Raw genomic sequence first — 15,174 nt, 5'->3', positions numbered from 1 at the left:
GTTCACGTTGAAGCAACAACTAAAAGATGTACGCATGGACCACGCAACACTCCGGGCAGCAGTCATTGACTACTTCAGCAAACAACTAGCCCGATGCTATCTGATATGTTTGCCGCCCGTCAGGCCGAAGCAAACCGGAGCGAGGAGTGGTCCGCCAAGCTAGGCGCGGACTATTCGGTCTGGTTGGGGCTTTTTTTTGGAACTGGCTGGGGATCGGTCGATCTCAAGCTACCGGAAAGCGGACGCCCGAATGTTCAAGGAGGTGTTGCAGGAACTCCCTGCGAACCGAACGAAGTACGTCGAGACGGACGGCCTAGGTGAACACCCCGCGCCACACTTATGGGTCCTGCAACGTTTTCCACCACAAATCTCTGAACGGTCTGCCATATACGTCAAAGCGGCTTTGTACCCCCGTGGGTGGGGCGTTGGATGCGGTCGGAATGTTTAAAAGGCTGTGGCTCCAATCAACCGTACCGACCCTACTTGTCTGATTCAGCGACCCTTCGCCACCAAGGTATAAGCGGAAGTAATATTGGCTCTCAACGGTGCTCCAAAGACGAGAGAAAACCACGATTCTAACTTCAGGTACAATAGCAGAAAGCGAAAATGCTTTGGTGGCAAACCGTTGGGCAAGCATTAGGAAATCTCGGTGGAGCCTCCAATCTTGAGGGGATCTACGCGGAAGTTCGACAGTAAGATCGGCAGCTTTCAGTCTTTTCGCTCGCCAAAAACGCGGTTACTGATGCTTTCGTGGCGACAAATGGATACGATGCGATATGCCAACGAAGCGGTCAGTTAAACGGAACGGGATAAAAGTTGAAGGCGTTCACGGCCCGTTTGATGCTTTAGGTATTCGCGGTGATCGATTGGGGCGACACTCGGAGTTCGGACTTTACACCAGAGAAGGTCTTCCCATCCCAGCGTGCGATACTGCCGGTAACCTTTTTACCTCTGCACCGCGAGCCCAATATCTAAGCGATGCACCTGTCGGCGAGTTTGTAAAACCTGTTCTGTTTGCCGGGCTGGCTCCGCAGCAGTTCGGTCATGTGATACTCAACTCTCTGGGCCGGCTCTGGGCACTTCAGTATCTACCGCCAGATACAGCGTTGCTTTACTTACCTCGAAATCAAGCGAATTTTGCGCACTATCCCTTCCTGAAACCTATTCTTGAATTGCTGAGTATTAAAAGCCGGGTACTTCTCCACAATGAGGCGATGAGGTATCGTTCTCTTTACACTTCCGAAGACTTTTTTGGGGAACGGCATACCGGTGCAATGAAAGCACAAATGCGGGATTGGCTCTGGCAGCGGCTTCCGCCGACCGGGCCAATCACAAAAGGCCGTCGGGTATACCTAACGCGGTCTCAACTTGGCCCGAAGGTGGGACGATATTGCAACGAAGAGCTCATTGAGCATTTACTTCGCGCCGATGGATACGAAGTTGTTGCACCAGAACGAATGAGCCTGCCCAAGCAAGTCGCGCTTATGCAGGATGCTGAGACTTTGGTCTTTGCGGAAAGCTCTGCTCTTCACCTTTATGGCCTTGTTCAGCGTGCGGGCCAACGAGTCGGCCTGATCCAGCGCCGAAACCCCTTGCCGCAACTGATGGTCGGCCAGCTGCGGGATGGGCCAGCGGATCATTACTCTATAGACGCTATTTCCAAGATTTATTGGCCTCCTCAACGACAGGATAATACGTCCATTGCCACGCTTGATTTCGATATCCTGCGGGACAGGCTTGTGGCGGGGCGTTTCCTGTCTCCGCAGGCTCGTTGGCGGGAGCCATATGCCCCTGAGGTCAGCGCATCACTTCACGCTGGGCTCGCGCCTGGTACACGCCTTATTCCCGATCAACAGCGATCAGATTGGTTGCGTGCCCGGCGTCGAAAGTCAAATGCTTGAGGCCTCACCCAATCAGGGCGTGACCAGGTCTTGTTCGGGAGCGGTCAATCCCACTCCGGCAAGAGACGAAAGGCCTAACTGGTCTTCTTCCAGGACCGATTGAGCGTCAGTGAATTCAAAGTGGTCGGCGAAGTTATCGAGCCCGAAGCTATCAAGATCAATGGCTTCGTAGCGCTCGATAATCTCGAAAAGGTCGATCTCTGGCTGAACAGTCCCCGGCTTGAGGCCTGTGATCGCGAGAAGCCCCGTGGGACGAGCATCGAGAACCGACACCTTTAGGTCGGGCCGGTACTCGCTAAGGATCGGGATCAGCTTCCAAACATCCCCAGTCCAGATATCTGGCAGATTATGAAGATCGCGCGTCGTCATCTCTATGCTGAACGGGCAGCAATCGTGAACGAAGATAACCCCGTCCGGATCGGCATGGGCTTCCGTGTTAAGAATGTCTCGTAGAGCGTATTCAAACAGGTGCATTCCATCAATGAAGGCGATTGTTGGCCGGGCGCCTAAGGCTTCCAGGCGATTTGCCGCGAAGAAGGAGTCTGAAGTTTCCTGAAACAAATGGAGTTGGGGTTTTCGGCCAAGAAGCGGTTTTTCAAGGCGGAAAACCGGATCGACCCCGATTGTTTTTCCCTGCACCAAATCTAGTATACGCCCGTTGCGGCAGCCAATTTCGAGATACCATTCAAAAGCGTGAGCTTCATGGATACGACGGAAAAAACCTCGGTAGTTCATGCCTTTGGCGCGTTTGAACATAGTTGTACTACTCGGAGCTGGATTTTGGCTAACTTGCGCGGTGCTATTGGCGAATGCAACCCGAAATTTGGGTGGAGGCGCCTGAAGCTGTTCGCCCCGCAAGGCCCCACCGAATCCCACAATCAAGAACTGCATTTCGGGGGCATCGACGTCAGCATCGGGAACAGCGCCTCGTGTCGGAGATCGACGTTCACCCCATCAGTATCCCGCGGCCGCTGGTAGATTCAGCAATCTCAAAGGTCTGAAGAACGACTCTTCCCCTTGCGTTCAAACCCGGCGCGCCCGATGCTTTCGTAGACGTCAAAGCCGGCGCGGTTGGCATCCTGAACAGAATAGATATTGCGCAGATCGGCCATGCGGGGGGCGTTCATCTTGCGCGCGATGCGCTTGAGGTCGAGCGCGCGAAACTCGTTCCACTCGGTCAGGATCACCAGAAGATCGGCGTTATGCGCGCATTTATAGGGATCTTCCTGCCAGACCACACCGGGCAAAAGCGCCTTACCTTCGCGCTGACCCTGAGGATCGGCCACCCGCACCTTGGCGCCGGCGCCCACCAAGGCGGGAACGATCGTCAGGCTGGGCGCGTCGCGCATGTCGTCGGTGTTGGGCTTGAAGGTCACGCCAAGCACGGCGATGACCTTGCCGTTAAAGCTTCCGCCGCAGAGATCGAGAAGCTTGTCAATCATCCGGCGCTTGACCTCTTCGTTGACCTTGATCACCGTCTCGGTGATCTGCATCGGCAAGCCGTGTTCCTGCCCGATCCGGGCGAGGGCCTTGGTGTCCTTGGGAAAGCAGGAGCCGCCATAACCCGGGCCGGCATGCAGGAATTTATTGCCGATGCGCCCGTCAAGACCGATGCCCTTGCTGACCTGTTTCACATCCGCGCCGGTGCGTTCGCACAGCGCCGCGATCTCGTTGATAAAGGTGATCTTGACCGCCAGAAACGCGTTGGCAGCATATTTGACCATCTCGGCACTTTCCAGATCGGTGGTGAGGATCGGGAATTCACGCAGATAAAGCGGGCGATAGATATCGGCCATCACCTCGGCGGCGCGCTCTGTCTGCACCCCGACAACCACGCGGTCAGGCTTCATGAAATCGTCAATCGCCGCCCCTTCGCGCAGGAACTCGGGGTTGCTGGCCACATCAAAGTCAAGGTCCGGGCGAGCCTTTTTGACCACCTGCTTGACCTGACGGTTGGTGCCGACGGGCACGGTGGATTTGGTGACGATCACCACGTAATCCTTTGCCGCATGTGCAATTTCTTCGGCGGCGGCCATCACATAAGTCAGATCGGCGTGCCCGTCACCGCGCCGCGTCGGCGTGCCCACGGCGATGAAAACCGCCTCGGCGCCGTCAACAGCTGCGGCAAGATCGGTGGTAAAGGTCAGCCGCCCTGCTTCGACGTTCTTGGCCATGAGCGTATCAAGGCCCGGCTCGAAAATCGGCACTTCACCGCGCTCCAGCATGGCGATCTTGTCAGGGTCTTTGTCAACGCAGACCACATCATGCCCGAAATCCGAAAAACAAACCCCGGACACAAGCCCGACATAACCGGTCCCGATCATCGCAATTTTCATCTTCAATACCCCTGACTGTAATCGCTGATCTTGGCCTGTAATGCGGCGCACCGGCAAGAGTGTCAACGATCCCAAATGCGGCGAATGCCCAACGACACAGCCATTGGACAGCACCGGCCCGGCGCTGTAAGAGGACACAAATAGCACCGGGCCACCAAACGCGACAACACATTACTCAGGAGCGAATTCATGGGTCAGAAACTCTTTGGAACCGATGGCGTGCGCGGACGCGCCAACACGTGGCCGATGACCGCCGACATGGCGCTTCGGCTTGGCGCCGCGGCGGGGCGTTATTTTCGCCGCGACCAGCACGAGCACCGCGTCGTGATCGGCAAGGATACGCGGCTTTCGGGCTATATGATCGAATACGCCCTGACCGCAGGGTTTACCTCGACCGGCGTGAACGTTCTGTTGCTTGGCCCCGTGCCCACCCCCGCGATCGGGTATCTCACCCATAGCATGCGCGCCGATGTCGGCGTGATGATCTCTGCGAGCCACAACCCCGCAAGCGACAACGGCATCAAGCTGTTTGGCCCCGACGGCTTCAAGCTCAGCGATGAGGCGGAGGCCGGCATTGAAGAGCTTCTGAACACCGGCGTTACCCCGGCCGCCCCCGAAAACATTGGCCGCGCCAAGCGCATCGAGGACGCGCGCGGGCGCTACGTTGAATATGCCAAGACCACCTTCCCACAGCGCAAGCGTCTGGATGGGCTGCGCATCGTTCTGGATTGCGCCAATGGCGCGGCCTACCGCACCGCCCCCGAGGTCCTCTGGGAATTGGGCGCCGAGGTCATTGCCATCGGGGTTGATCCCAACGGGCGCAACATCAATCTCGATTGCGGCTCGACCCACCCGGAAACGGCGGCGCGCAAGGTTGTGGAAACCCGCGCAGACATCGGCATCTGCCTGGATGGCGACGCTGATCGAGTGGTGCTGATCGACGAGACCGGCCGCATCGCCGACGGCGATCAGATCATGGGCCTGATTGCCGGGCGTTGGGCGAAAGACGGGCGGCTTGCGGGCAATACTCTGGTCGCCACGGTCATGTCGAACCTTGGGCTGGAGCGCTATCTTGAGGGGCAAGGCGTCGGCCTCAAGCGCACAGCTGTCGGCGACCGTTATGTTGTTGAGACGATGCGCGCCGACGGGCACAATCTGGGTGGTGAACAGTCGGGCCACATCGTGATGACCGATTATGCCACCACCGGCGACGGCCTGATCGGTGCCCTGCAATTTCTGGCCTGCATGGTGGAAACCGGCGAAAAGGCAAGCGCGCTTGCCCGCGTGTTCCAGCCGGTTCCCCAAAAGCTGATCAATCTGCGCTATTCCGCCAATACCGCGCCGCTGGAAACCGATGTTGTGCAAACTGCGATTGCAAAGGCCGAAAAGGATCTCGGTCGCGACGGCCGCCTTCTTATCCGCAAATCCGGAACCGAGCCGCTTATTCGCGTTATGGCCGAGGCGATTGACCCTGCCGTGCTCGACAGGGTGATCAACGATGTCGTGAGCGCCGTCAAAACCGCGATCTGACAGGGCGGATCTTGCAATGGGATCGGGGGCTTGGTTCATGACCGAAGCCCCCGGCCCGCCTTTTGGGTAGTGGCCGCCTAGGTTTCGGTCCGCGCCAGCCGCCGCAGGGTGGTTGCACTCTCATCCACTTTCCAATGCGGCGCACCAGTCAAGACAACGCCAAACAAGGCCTCGCCCTCGGCTCGGGTATACCGCCCAAGCCTGACATCTTCGGCCACCGCCCATGCATCGCGGGCAAAGGGATCGCCGTACCCGGCACCACCGGGGGTGCGCACGCAAACCCTGTCGCCCGGCGCCAGCGGAATATCCTGTTCCTTGGACAGATGCACCGGCACATGAGGCACCCCCGCCTGCCAGACGGTGACCTCGTTCACCGCACCATCGGCCCCGCCAAGCGCGCCCTGCGGCCCGAAGCGCCCGTGATCCATCACGAAACTGGCCTGTGCGGCACCCCGGCGCAATTCCACCTCGTATTCAAGGCCGAAACCGCCGCGATGCTTTCCCGCCCCGCCCGATCCTTCGCGCAGCGCATAGCGGTGATAGAGCACCGGAAAGGCCTGTTCCATCACCTCGACCGGCGGCGCCTTGGAGATACCGATCGTCGAGCAGCCATTGCTAAGCCCGTCGCCCATGACAGAGCCGCCATAGCCGCCACCAGACAGCTGATACATCACGAAATCGCGGCACTTATCGGGGTCATGCCCGCCAAGCGCGAAATTGCCGCTTGTGCCGGCGGGGGCGGCGGTCACCCGCCCCGGCAAGGCGGTCACAAGCGCGGCAAAGACCGCCTCGGCGATCCGCTGGCTGACTTCGGCGGCACAGCCCGACACCGGACGCGGATAACGCGCGTCCAGAAAGGTGCCCTCGATCCCCGTCACGCGCAGTGGCTCGAACGCGCCGGCACTTATCGGGACCTCGGGGAAGATATGGCGCATCGCCAGGTAAACCGAGCTAAGCGTCGTGGCGCGCACCGAATTCATCGGCCCCCGGCAGGGCGCGCTTGAGCCGGTGAAATCAAACAGCAGATTCTCGCCCTCGCGGGTCACGCTCAGGCAGATTTCAAGCGGTTCGTTCACCACGCCGTCGCTGTCGACATAGGCGGTTGCACGGTGCGGGCCGGGGCCGATATCGTCAATAAAGCTGCGCATCTGCGCCGCTGCGCGGCTGCGCAATTCGGCAATCGCCGCCGCGACCACATCATCGCCATAGCGATCCAAAAGCGCATCAAGCCGCGCCGCGCCGAGATCAAGCGCCGCCGCCTGCGCCGTGACATCACCAATCCTCTGATCGGCAACACGGATGTTGGAGCAGATGATGGCGTAAATCTCGGCGTCCATCACCCCGCGCTTGAACAGCTTGACCGGCGGCAGGCGCAGCCCCTCTTGTTCGACCGATGTGGCCGAGGCCGAGAACCCGCCCGGCACAGCACCGCCCGTATCGGGCCAGTGCCCGGTATTGCTGAGCCAGCAAAACAGCGCGCCATCGCGGTAATAGGGCCGCGCAAACCGCACATCCATGAGATGCGTGCCGCCAAGGTAAGGGTCGTTGACGATATAGATATCGCCCGGTTCCGGCGCACCGGCGCGGCCCTCCTTGATCATCGCGATCAGGGTACGGGTGGAATATTGCATGGTGCCGACAAAGACCGGCAACCCGCCCACCCCCTGGGCGATCAACGCGCCGTCAGCGGCGTCATAAATCCCGTCAGAGCGGTCATTCGCCTCGGCGATCACCGGCGAAAAGGCGGCGCGCGAAAACGCGAGATCCATCTCGTCGCAGACCTGCTGCAATCCGGCCTGAATGACCGACAGGGTGATCGGATCAAGCGTCATGACAGAGCCCCCCGATATGAATGATGATATTGCCATGCGCGTCGCCGGTGGCCACATCGCCCGGCTCGATCAGGGTGGTGGTGTCCATCTGCTCGATCACCGCAGGGCCGGGCATCTGAAACGCCAGCGGCAGGTGATCGCGCCAATAGATCGCCACATTCTGCCAGTCGCCGTTAAAATAGACAGGTCGCCGCCCAATTTCGGCCTCGTCCAAGGTGGCGCGGCGGCCCGACGGGTCGATCAGCGTCGACAGATCAAGCGGCGCGCGCGCGCCGATGACCGAGCAATTGGCGTTGACAAGGTTGGCGCGGATGTCGGCAAGCCTGACCCGGAAGCGGTTGAAATAGGCCGCCTCGAACAGCGCATGAAGCGTCGCATTGTCCACCGAAGGCCCCGGCAGATCGACCCGGAGCAAATGCGTCTGGCCGATAAACTGCATATCGACCGAATAGAGATAGCGCCGCCCGCTGAGCGCAATGGTTTCGCGGTCGATCAACCGGTCCCCCTCGGCGGCCTGCGTGGCAAAAACCTCGGCCAAGGCGCCCTTTGGGAGGGCATCAAGCGGCGTGTTCAGGGTGCGCACGAAATCATGTCGCAGATCGGCCACGACACAGCCGATGGCATTGGTGATACCGGGGCGCGCGGGCACAAGTACGCGCGGCAGGCCCAACTCGCGCGCCAGGGCGGCGGCATGCAAGGGCCCCGCCCCGCCAAAGGCAAACAGCGCGAAATCGCGCGGATCGGCCCCAAGCGACAGTGACACCATGCGAATGGCCCCGGCCATCTTTGTATTGGCAATGCGGATCACCGCCTCGGCGGCGGCGGTTACGTCAAGGCCCAGGGGATCGCCAAGGCGGGCCGCGAAGACCCGCGCCACCGCATCGGGGGCAATCGCCCCGGTCTTGGCAAGCTGCGCCGGATTAAGCCGCCCGAGGATCAGGCTGGCATCCGAAATCGTCGGCTCGCTGCCGCCGCGCCCGTAACAGATCGGGCCGGGCTGTGCGCCGGCACTCTCGGGACCGACCTCAAGCAGACCGGCGGCATTCACGCGCGCGATTGATCCGCCGCCCGCGCCCACGGTGCGCACATCAACCATCGGCACATGAATCGGCATGGCATATTCGATCTCGATCTCGTTCGACACGGCGGGTTCCGCCCCCCGGATCAGCGCCACATCGGTCGAGGTGCCGCCCATGTCATAGGTGATCAGGTTCTCCATCCCCGCCAGCCGCCCGGTATAGGCCGCCGCCATCACGCCAGAGGCCGGGCCCGACATCACCGTCTTGGCCGCCTCGCGCGCAACGGTGCGCGCCGACACCATGCCGCCATTGCCGTTCATCACCAGCACGTCGCGGGCATAGCCCCCTGCCGCCAACTCATTCGTGAGCCGGGTCAGGTAACGCGCAAGGATGGGCTGGACGCTGGCATTGACCGCCGCCGTCACGCCGCGCTCGAACTCTCGGCTTTCCGACAGGATCGCATGGCCCATGGTGATGTGGTCATTGGGCCAGATCGTGGCCAGAATTTCGGCAGCGCGACGCTCATGATCGGGATTGGCATAGGCGTGTAGGAAATGCACCACCACAGAGATACAGCCCTGATCGAGCAACTGTTGCCCGGTGGCCAGAACCGCCGCCTCGTCGAGCGGGGTCACGACCGCGCCGCTGGCATCAACACGCTCAGCCACCTCAAGGCGCAGATCGCGTGGGATGATGGGGGTGAAATGCCCGGTCATGCCATAGGGCTGTGGCCGGGTGCGACGGCCCAGTTCAAGCACATCGCGAAAGCCCGCGGTGGTGATCAATCCGGTGCGGCTCAGCTTGCGTTCAAGCACGGCGTTGGTGGTGGTCGTCGTGCCATGCACGATCAGGTCAAGACTGGCCAGATCACAGTCTGCGGCGGCGAGCGCCTCGATCACGCCATGGGCCTGATTGTCGGTGGTGCTTGGCACCTTGGCCAAGCGCACGCTGCCGGTTTTTGCATCAAGCTGCACGAGGTCCGTGAAGGTGCCGCCGACGTCGATCCCGGCCACCTGCCCTGTTTGCCGCTTGTCCATCTGCCCGCCTTTGCCCCGCTTTTGCCCCAGCTTGGCGAGCGATGGAGAAAAGTCAACGCGCTTGGCCCGATGCGCCGGGTCCGCAAAGAAAAACGGCCCCGCCAGTGAAGGCGGGGCCGTTCAATCTCTGACCAAAGCCGCTGGGCCTTAGTCTTTGTCGGCCTTGAGAGCCGCGCCAAGAATATCGCCCAGCGAGGCGCCCGAATCGGACGAGCCATACTGTTCGACTGCTTCTTTTTCTTCGGCAATCTCGCGTGCCTTGATCGACAGGCCAAGACGACGGGTCTTGCTGTCAACGTTGGTCACGCGGGCGTCGATCTTGTCACCGACCGAGAAACGCTCGGGGCGCTGTTCGGCACGGTCACGCGACAGGTCAGAGCGGCGGATAAAGGACTTCATGCCCTCATATTCCACTTCGATCCCGCCATCTTCGATCGCGGTGACGGTCACGGTGATGATCGAGCCACGCTTCACGCCGCCAACGGCTTCGGCGAACTTGTCACCGCCAAGCGCTTTGATCGACAGCGAAATACGCTCTTTCTCGATATCGACTTCCGACACAACCGCCTGAACCATGTCGCCTTTGCGATAGTTCTGGATGGCTTCCTCGCCACGCTCGTCCCAGCTCAGGTCCGAAAGGTGAACCATGCCGTCGATCTCGCCTTCGAGGCCAATGAACAGACCGAATTCGGTGATGTTCTTGACTTCGCCTTCGACCTCGGTGCCCTCGGGGTGTGTTTCTGCAAACACTTCCCACGGGTTGCGCATGGTCTGCTTGAGACCAAGGCTGACGCGGCGCTTGGCGCTGTCGATTTCCAGAACCATGACTTCGACTTCCTGGCTCGTCGAAACGATCTTGCCGGGATGTACGTTCTTCTTGGTCCAGGACATTTCCGAGACGTGAACAAGACCCTCAACGCCGGGCTCGAGCTCAACAAATGCACCGTAATCGGTGATGTTGGTCACGCGGCCGGTGTGCACCGATTCCAGCGGATACTTGGCAGCAACCAGATCCCACGGATCTTCCTGCAACTGCTTCATACCAAGGCTGATGCGGTGAGTTTCCTTGTTGATCTTAATGACCTGAACCTTGACGGTCTCGCCAATGGCAAGGATCTCGCTGGGGTGGTTCACACGGCGCCATGCCATGTCGGTCACGTGCAGCAGGCCGTCAACACCGCCCAGATCAACGAACGCACCGTATTCGGTGATGTTCTTGACCACGCCCTCGACATTCTGACCTTCGGTCAGGTTGCCAATGACTTCGGCGCGCTGTTCGGCGCGGCTTTCTTCCAGAATGGCGCGACGCGATACAACGATGTTGCCACGGCGACGATCCATTTTCAGGATCTGGAAGGGCTGTTTCAGACCCATCAGCGGGCCGGCATCGCGCACGGGACGCACATCAACCTGAGAGCCGGGAAGGAACGCAACAGCGCCGCCCAGATCAACAGTAAAGCCACCTTTGACACGGCCAAAGATCGCGCCTTCAACGCGCTCTTCGTCGGCATAGGCTTTTTCAAGACGATCCCAGGCTTCTTCACGGCGGGCCATTTCACGCGAAATGACGGCTTCGCCACGCGAGTTTTCGGCCGAGCGCAGGAAGACTTCTACCTCGTCGCCAACGGCGATTTCGGGGGCTTCACCGGGATTTGCGAATTCTTTAAGATCGACGCGACCTTCCATCTTGTAGCCTACGTCGATGATGGCCTGGCCCGCTTCGATTGCGATGACCTTACCTTTGACAACGGACCCTTCGTCGGGCGTGTCCATTTCGAAGCTTTCGTTCAGGAGGGCTTCGAATTCCTCCATCGTTGTGTTCTGAGCCATGTGGTCTCTGGTTTCCTTTACAAAATTTTTCTGGCCGCGCGGTTGTCTCCGCAGGTCTTGGTGCTTCATTGGTCAAAGGCGAAACGCAAAACAAAGAGGGCCGGTTGTCCCGACCCTGCTCAATCTCAATGTAGTGCGGTGGTTTCCACCTTCTCGACGAGGCGTCTATAGCGCCTGGCAGAGCGATAATCAAGCCATTCCTGTCGTTAAATACCGTTGCACCGGCACCCCAAAACGCAAGAGAGAATGCTGAGCAGAAACACCAGGGGCATCTATTCCCCATGCCTGTCCGTATTATTGCGGGTGATCGGTTTGCCCAGCCGTGGCCAGACCTTTGGTGACTAGATCAATCGCGGCCTGAACGGCGGCCTCGATCGACATCGCCGAGGTATCGAGCAGGATCGCGTCATCGGCGGGCTTCAGGGGCGCGGTGGCGCGGGCGCTGTCGCGCGCGTCGCGGGTGCGCAGGTCGTCAAGCACCTCTTCAACGGTCACCTCGTGCCCCTTTTCGCACAGCTCCTTGTGGCGGCGGCGCGCGCGCTCGTCATCGCCTGCGGTTACGTAGAGCTTGACCTCGGCATCCGGGCAGATCACCGTGCCGATGTCGCGCCCGTCAAGCACGGCCCCGCCGGAACGCCGCGCAAAGGCGCGCTGAAAATCCACCAGCGCGGCGCGCACCTCGGGGATGGCGGCGACGCGGCTGGCGGCCTGTCCCACCTCGGGGGTGCGCAGATCATCGGCCTCAAGGTCGCTCGCCTGAAGGCTTTGCGCGGCCTCGACCGCATCAAGCCCCTGCACCATCCGCCGCCCCGTCGCGCGGTACAAAAGCCCGGTATCAAGATGGGCAAAGCCGAAATGCGCCGCCACGGCCCGGCCAATCGTGCCTTTGCCCGCCGCGGCAGGCCCGTCTATCGCAATGGTAAAGGCCATCGGTGCCATCCTCTTTTTCCCGGGCCACCTAGCTAGCCGATTGCCGCCAAAGGCTCAAGCATCGCTTGACGCTTGACCCGGATGGATTGGCAAGGCATCACCACGGCCATGCAGATTTACAAGATTTTCCGTGCCCCCGAGTGGGCCGACCTGCGCGCCAGGGGCGAAACGCCCGGCGCGCCGGTGGATGTGGCCGATGGCTTTGTGCATTTCTCGACGATTGAACAGGCGCCTGAAACCGCCGCGAAACATTTCGCCGACGAAGACGGCTTGATGCTTGTGGCGATCGAGGTGGACCGGCTTGGCGATGACCTAAGGTGGGAAGAATCGCGCGGCGGGGCTCTGTTTCCGCATCTTTACCGTAATTTACGGCTCAGCGATGTGGCCTGGGCGCAGCCGCTGCCGCTGGTGGGCGGCGCGCATCAGTTTCCCGCAGGCCTCGCATGACACCGCTGGAGCGGATCGGCCTTGCGGCCCTGCACCGGTGTGATCCGGAAACCGCGCATGGCCTTGCGCTCAAGGCGCTGCGCCTGGGGCTTGCGCCCCAGCCCGGCCCGGTCACCTCGGCGCGGCTCAGGACCGATGTTGCGGGGCTTACCCTGCCCAACCCGGTGGGACTGGCCGCAGGGTTTGACAAGAACGCCGAGGCCCTCAGCCCGCTCTCGCGTGCGGGTTTCGGATTTATCGAGGTCGGTGCCGTCACCCCCCGCCCGCAGCCGGGCAACCCACGCCCGCGCCTGTTCCGCCTGAGCGAAGACCGCGCGGTGATCAACCGTTTCGGCTTTAACAACCTCGGGATGGAGGCCGCCGCCGCACGTCTGGCGACGCGCCCCAAGGATGCGGTGATCGGCCTTAACCTTGGCGCCAACAAGGACAGTGATGACCGCGCCGAAGATTTCGCCCGCGTGCTCGGCCATTGCGGCACGCATCTGGATTTTGCCACGGTCAATGTCTCAAGCCCGAACACCGAAAAGCTGCGCGATCTGCAAGGGGCCGAAGCGCTCTCGGCGCTTCTCAAGGGGGTGATGGAAACCCGCGACTGGCTGCCCAATCCGATCCCGATCTTTCTCAAGATCGCGCCGGACCTTAACGACAGCGAGCTTTCCGAGATTGCCGATGTGGCGCGCGCCTCCGGGCTGAACGGGATCATCGCCACCAACACGACGCTGTCGCGAGACGGGCTGAAAAGCCCGGAGAAGGATCAGGCGGGCGGGCTTTCTGGCCAGCCGCTGTTTGAGAAATCCACCCGCGTTCTGGCGCGTCTGTCACAGCTGACAGGCGGCGAAATGCCCCTGATCGGGGTCGGCGGCATCGCCAGCGCGGACCAAGCTTATGCCAAGATTTGCGCCGGGGCGAGCGCGGTTCAGCTATATTCGGCACTGGTCTATCAGGGCCTGTCGCTGGCGGGCGAGATAGCACAGGGGCTTGATGCCCTGCTTGCCAAGGATGGGTTTGCCACTGTCGCAGAGGCGGTTGGCAGCAAGCGGGGTGACTGGCTGTGATCACGCTCTGGCACAATCCACGCTGTTCAAAATCGCGCGCCGCGCTTGCCCTTTTGCAAGAGGCGGGCGCGCGCCTTAGCCTGCGTCGTTATCTTGAGGATGCCCCGGACCTCGCCGAACTCCGGCGTGTGCAGGCTCTCTTGGGCGGGGATGTGATCGACATGATGCGCCCCGGTGAGGCGCGTTTCAAAGAGCTTGGCCTTACCCGCGACAGCGACGCCGAGACGCTTTTGTCGGCCATGGCCGACAATCCCATCCTGATCGAGCGGCCCATTGCGATCACCGCGACACGAGCCGTCATTGGCCGCCCGCCTGAACAGGTGCTCGACCTGATCTAGACCGGCGGCACCGGGCGGCGCGGACGCCGCCCCAGATGGCGTTCGCGCAGGAACACGAAAAGCCCCGAGGCGACGATCAGCGCGATCCCGGCAAAGCTTGTACCGTCGGGCAGGTCGTCAAAGATGTAGAACCCAAGCACGGTCGCCGCCACGATCTCGAGGTATTGCAGCGGGGCGAGCAAAGAGGCCGACGCAAACGACAGCGCATAGCTGATGCAGACATGGCTAAGGGTGGCAAACAGCCCGAGGATCATCAAAAGGCGCAACTCTCGCGCCTCCGGCCAGGAAGGATCAAGCGGGTCGACGCCCGAGCCGTTGAATATCCAGAGCACCGGCAAGGCCAGACCCAGCGCCGCAATCCCGGTATAGGCCTGTAGGGTGATCGGATGCATCCGCGTCGCCATCTTGCGCGTCAGAATCATGTAGACCGCAAAACACCCGGCGGTCACCAAGGGCAAGAGGGCCACCGCTCCGACATCCTGAAAACTGGGGCGGATAATCATCATCGCCCCGACAAAGCCAATGGCGCAGGCGATATAGCGGCGCGGGCCAATCGGCTCGCCCAGCAAGAGCCCGCCAAGGATGGTCAGGATGAACGGTTCGACGAAAAAGATCGCGATGGCATCGGCAATCGGCATCGCCCTGAGCGCCGTGAAAAAGCATCCCGTCGCGACAAGCATCAAGCCAGAGCGCACCAGATGAAGCCCGAGTTCGCCCAAGCGCGGCCGATGCAGCCACCCCGCCAACGCCGCCAGGGGCATCAAAAGCGCCACCTGCACGGCAAAACGGGTCGCCGCCACCTGCCCCACCGCCAAGGCATCGCCGATCAGCTTGGCGCAGGCATCCATCATCGGCGCGATGATGGCAAAGCCCACCATCAGCAGGATGCCCAAAGAGGTCCGGCCCGGATTATCCATCA

At 61.1% G+C, this 15,174-nt stretch carries 12 protein-coding genes; 5 read left to right on the top strand and 7 right to left on the bottom strand.

The features are described from left to right. Window positions 1–776 precede the first annotated feature (776 nt). Entirely contained in the window at window positions 777–1,901 is a 1,125-nt protein-coding gene (locus BUB78_RS07455) for a glycosyltransferase 61 family protein (RefSeq protein WP_084732799.1), read from the top strand. Between the two features lie 12 nt (window positions 1,902–1,913). Here BUB78_RS07455 and BUB78_RS07450 read toward each other — a convergent pair whose 3' ends face one another. After that, the gene (locus BUB78_RS07450) at window positions 1,914–2,657 is read right to left on the bottom strand and encodes a class I SAM-dependent methyltransferase (protein ID WP_139279278.1); all 744 of its coding nucleotides are present in this window, start codon (window positions 2,655–2,657) and stop codon (window positions 1,914–1,916) included. Window positions 2,658–2,890: 233 nt separating this feature from the next. Next, complete coding sequence (locus tag BUB78_RS07445; RefSeq protein WP_073196668.1) at window positions 2,891–4,237, bottom strand: UDP-glucose dehydrogenase family protein; 1,347 nt, start codon at window positions 4,235–4,237, stop codon at window positions 2,891–2,893. Window positions 4,238–4,426: 189 nt separating this feature from the next. Between BUB78_RS07445 and glmM the strand changes: the two genes are divergently transcribed. After that, entirely contained in the window at window positions 4,427–5,767 is a 1,341-nt protein-coding gene (glmM, locus tag BUB78_RS07440) for a phosphoglucosamine mutase (RefSeq protein ID WP_073196666.1), read from the top strand. 77 nt (window positions 5,768–5,844) lie between these two features. Here the strand turns inward: glmM and BUB78_RS07435 are convergent, their stop codons facing one another. The 4 genes from BUB78_RS07435 to BUB78_RS07420 form a co-directional block, all read right to left on the bottom strand. After that, window positions 5,845–7,599, bottom strand: a complete 1,755-nt coding sequence (locus BUB78_RS07435; protein WP_073196664.1) for a hydantoinase B/oxoprolinase family protein — start codon at window positions 7,597–7,599, stop codon at window positions 5,845–5,847. Continuing rightward, a complete protein-coding gene (locus BUB78_RS07430) occupies window positions 7,589–9,655 on the bottom strand; it encodes a hydantoinase/oxoprolinase family protein (protein WP_073196662.1) in 2,067 nt (688 codons plus the stop codon). The genes BUB78_RS07435 and BUB78_RS07430 overlap by 11 nt, the downstream gene beginning before the upstream one ends. Window positions 9,656–9,802: 147 nt before the next feature. Beyond that, entirely contained in the window at window positions 9,803–11,554 is a 1,752-nt protein-coding gene (gene rpsA, locus BUB78_RS07425) for a 30S ribosomal protein S1 (protein WP_281248848.1), read from the bottom strand. A 225-nt stretch (window positions 11,555–11,779) separates the two neighbouring features. Next, window positions 11,780–12,415, bottom strand: a complete 636-nt coding sequence (locus BUB78_RS07420) for a (d)CMP kinase (RefSeq protein ID WP_073196927.1) — start codon at window positions 12,413–12,415, stop codon at window positions 11,780–11,782. Window positions 12,416–12,523: 108 nt separating this feature from the next. Between BUB78_RS07420 and BUB78_RS07415 the strand changes: the two genes are divergently transcribed. The 3 genes from BUB78_RS07415 to arsC are packed head-to-tail and all read left to right on the top strand — an operon-like array spanning window position 12,524 to window position 14,255. Continuing rightward, window positions 12,524–12,862, top strand: a complete 339-nt coding sequence (locus BUB78_RS07415; RefSeq protein ID WP_073196925.1) for a DUF952 domain-containing protein — start codon at window positions 12,524–12,526, stop codon at window positions 12,860–12,862. Continuing rightward, entirely contained in the window at window positions 12,859–13,917 is a 1,059-nt protein-coding gene (locus BUB78_RS07410) for a quinone-dependent dihydroorotate dehydrogenase (RefSeq protein ID WP_073196660.1), read from the top strand. The genes BUB78_RS07415 and BUB78_RS07410 overlap by 4 nt, the downstream gene beginning before the upstream one ends. Further along, entirely contained in the window at window positions 13,914–14,255 is a 342-nt protein-coding gene (arsC, locus tag BUB78_RS07405; protein ID WP_073196658.1) for an arsenate reductase (glutaredoxin), read from the top strand. Before BUB78_RS07410 ends, arsC begins: the two co-directional genes overlap by 4 nt. Here arsC and BUB78_RS07400 read toward each other — a convergent pair. Beyond that, window positions 14,252–15,172: a DMT family transporter gene (locus BUB78_RS07400; RefSeq protein WP_073196656.1), complete on the bottom strand. Its 921-nt coding sequence runs from the start codon at window positions 15,170–15,172 to the stop codon at window positions 14,252–14,254. The genes arsC and BUB78_RS07400 overlap by 4 nt on opposite strands. Between the last annotated feature and the right edge of the window lie 2 nt (window positions 15,173–15,174).

Source organism: Roseovarius marisflavi, assembly GCF_900142625.1.
Classification (GTDB): domain Bacteria; phylum Pseudomonadota; class Alphaproteobacteria; order Rhodobacterales; family Rhodobacteraceae; genus Roseovarius; species Roseovarius marisflavi.
Note: the sequence above shows the minus strand (reverse complement) of the source record. Positions and strands in the feature narration are given on the sequence as shown.

Excerpts from the sequence above, each read along its gene's own strand:
- BUB78_RS07455 (WP_084732799.1), top strand. The coding sequence starts at position 777 with ATGCCAACGAAGCGGTCAGTTAAACGGAACGGGATAAAAGTTGAAGGC.
- BUB78_RS07450 (WP_139279278.1), bottom strand. The coding sequence starts at position 2,657 with ATGTTCAAACGCGCCAAAGGCATGAACTACCGAGGTTTTTTCCGTCGT.
- BUB78_RS07445 (WP_073196668.1), bottom strand. The coding sequence starts at position 4,237 with ATGAAAATTGCGATGATCGGGACCGGTTATGTCGGGCTTGTGTCCGGG.
- glmM (WP_073196666.1), top strand. The coding sequence starts at position 4,427 with ATGGGTCAGAAACTCTTTGGAACCGATGGCGTGCGCGGACGCGCCAAC.
- BUB78_RS07435 (WP_073196664.1), bottom strand. The coding sequence starts at position 7,599 with ATGACGCTTGATCCGATCACCCTGTCGGTCATTCAGGCCGGATTGCAG.
- BUB78_RS07430 (WP_073196662.1), bottom strand. The coding sequence starts at position 9,655 with ATGGACAAGCGGCAAACAGGGCAGGTGGCCGGGATCGACGTCGGCGGC.
- rpsA (WP_281248848.1), bottom strand. The coding sequence starts at position 11,554 with ATGAAGCACCAAGACCTGCGGAGACAACCGCGCGGCCAGAAAAATTTT.
- BUB78_RS07420 (WP_073196927.1), bottom strand. The coding sequence starts at position 12,415 with ATGGCCTTTACCATTGCGATAGACGGGCCTGCCGCGGCGGGCAAAGGC.
- BUB78_RS07415 (WP_073196925.1), top strand. The coding sequence starts at position 12,524 with ATGCAGATTTACAAGATTTTCCGTGCCCCCGAGTGGGCCGACCTGCGC.
- BUB78_RS07410 (WP_073196660.1), top strand. The coding sequence starts at position 12,859 with ATGACACCGCTGGAGCGGATCGGCCTTGCGGCCCTGCACCGGTGTGAT.
- BUB78_RS07400 (WP_073196656.1), bottom strand. The coding sequence starts at position 15,172 with ATGGATAATCCGGGCCGGACCTCTTTGGGCATCCTGCTGATGGTGGGC.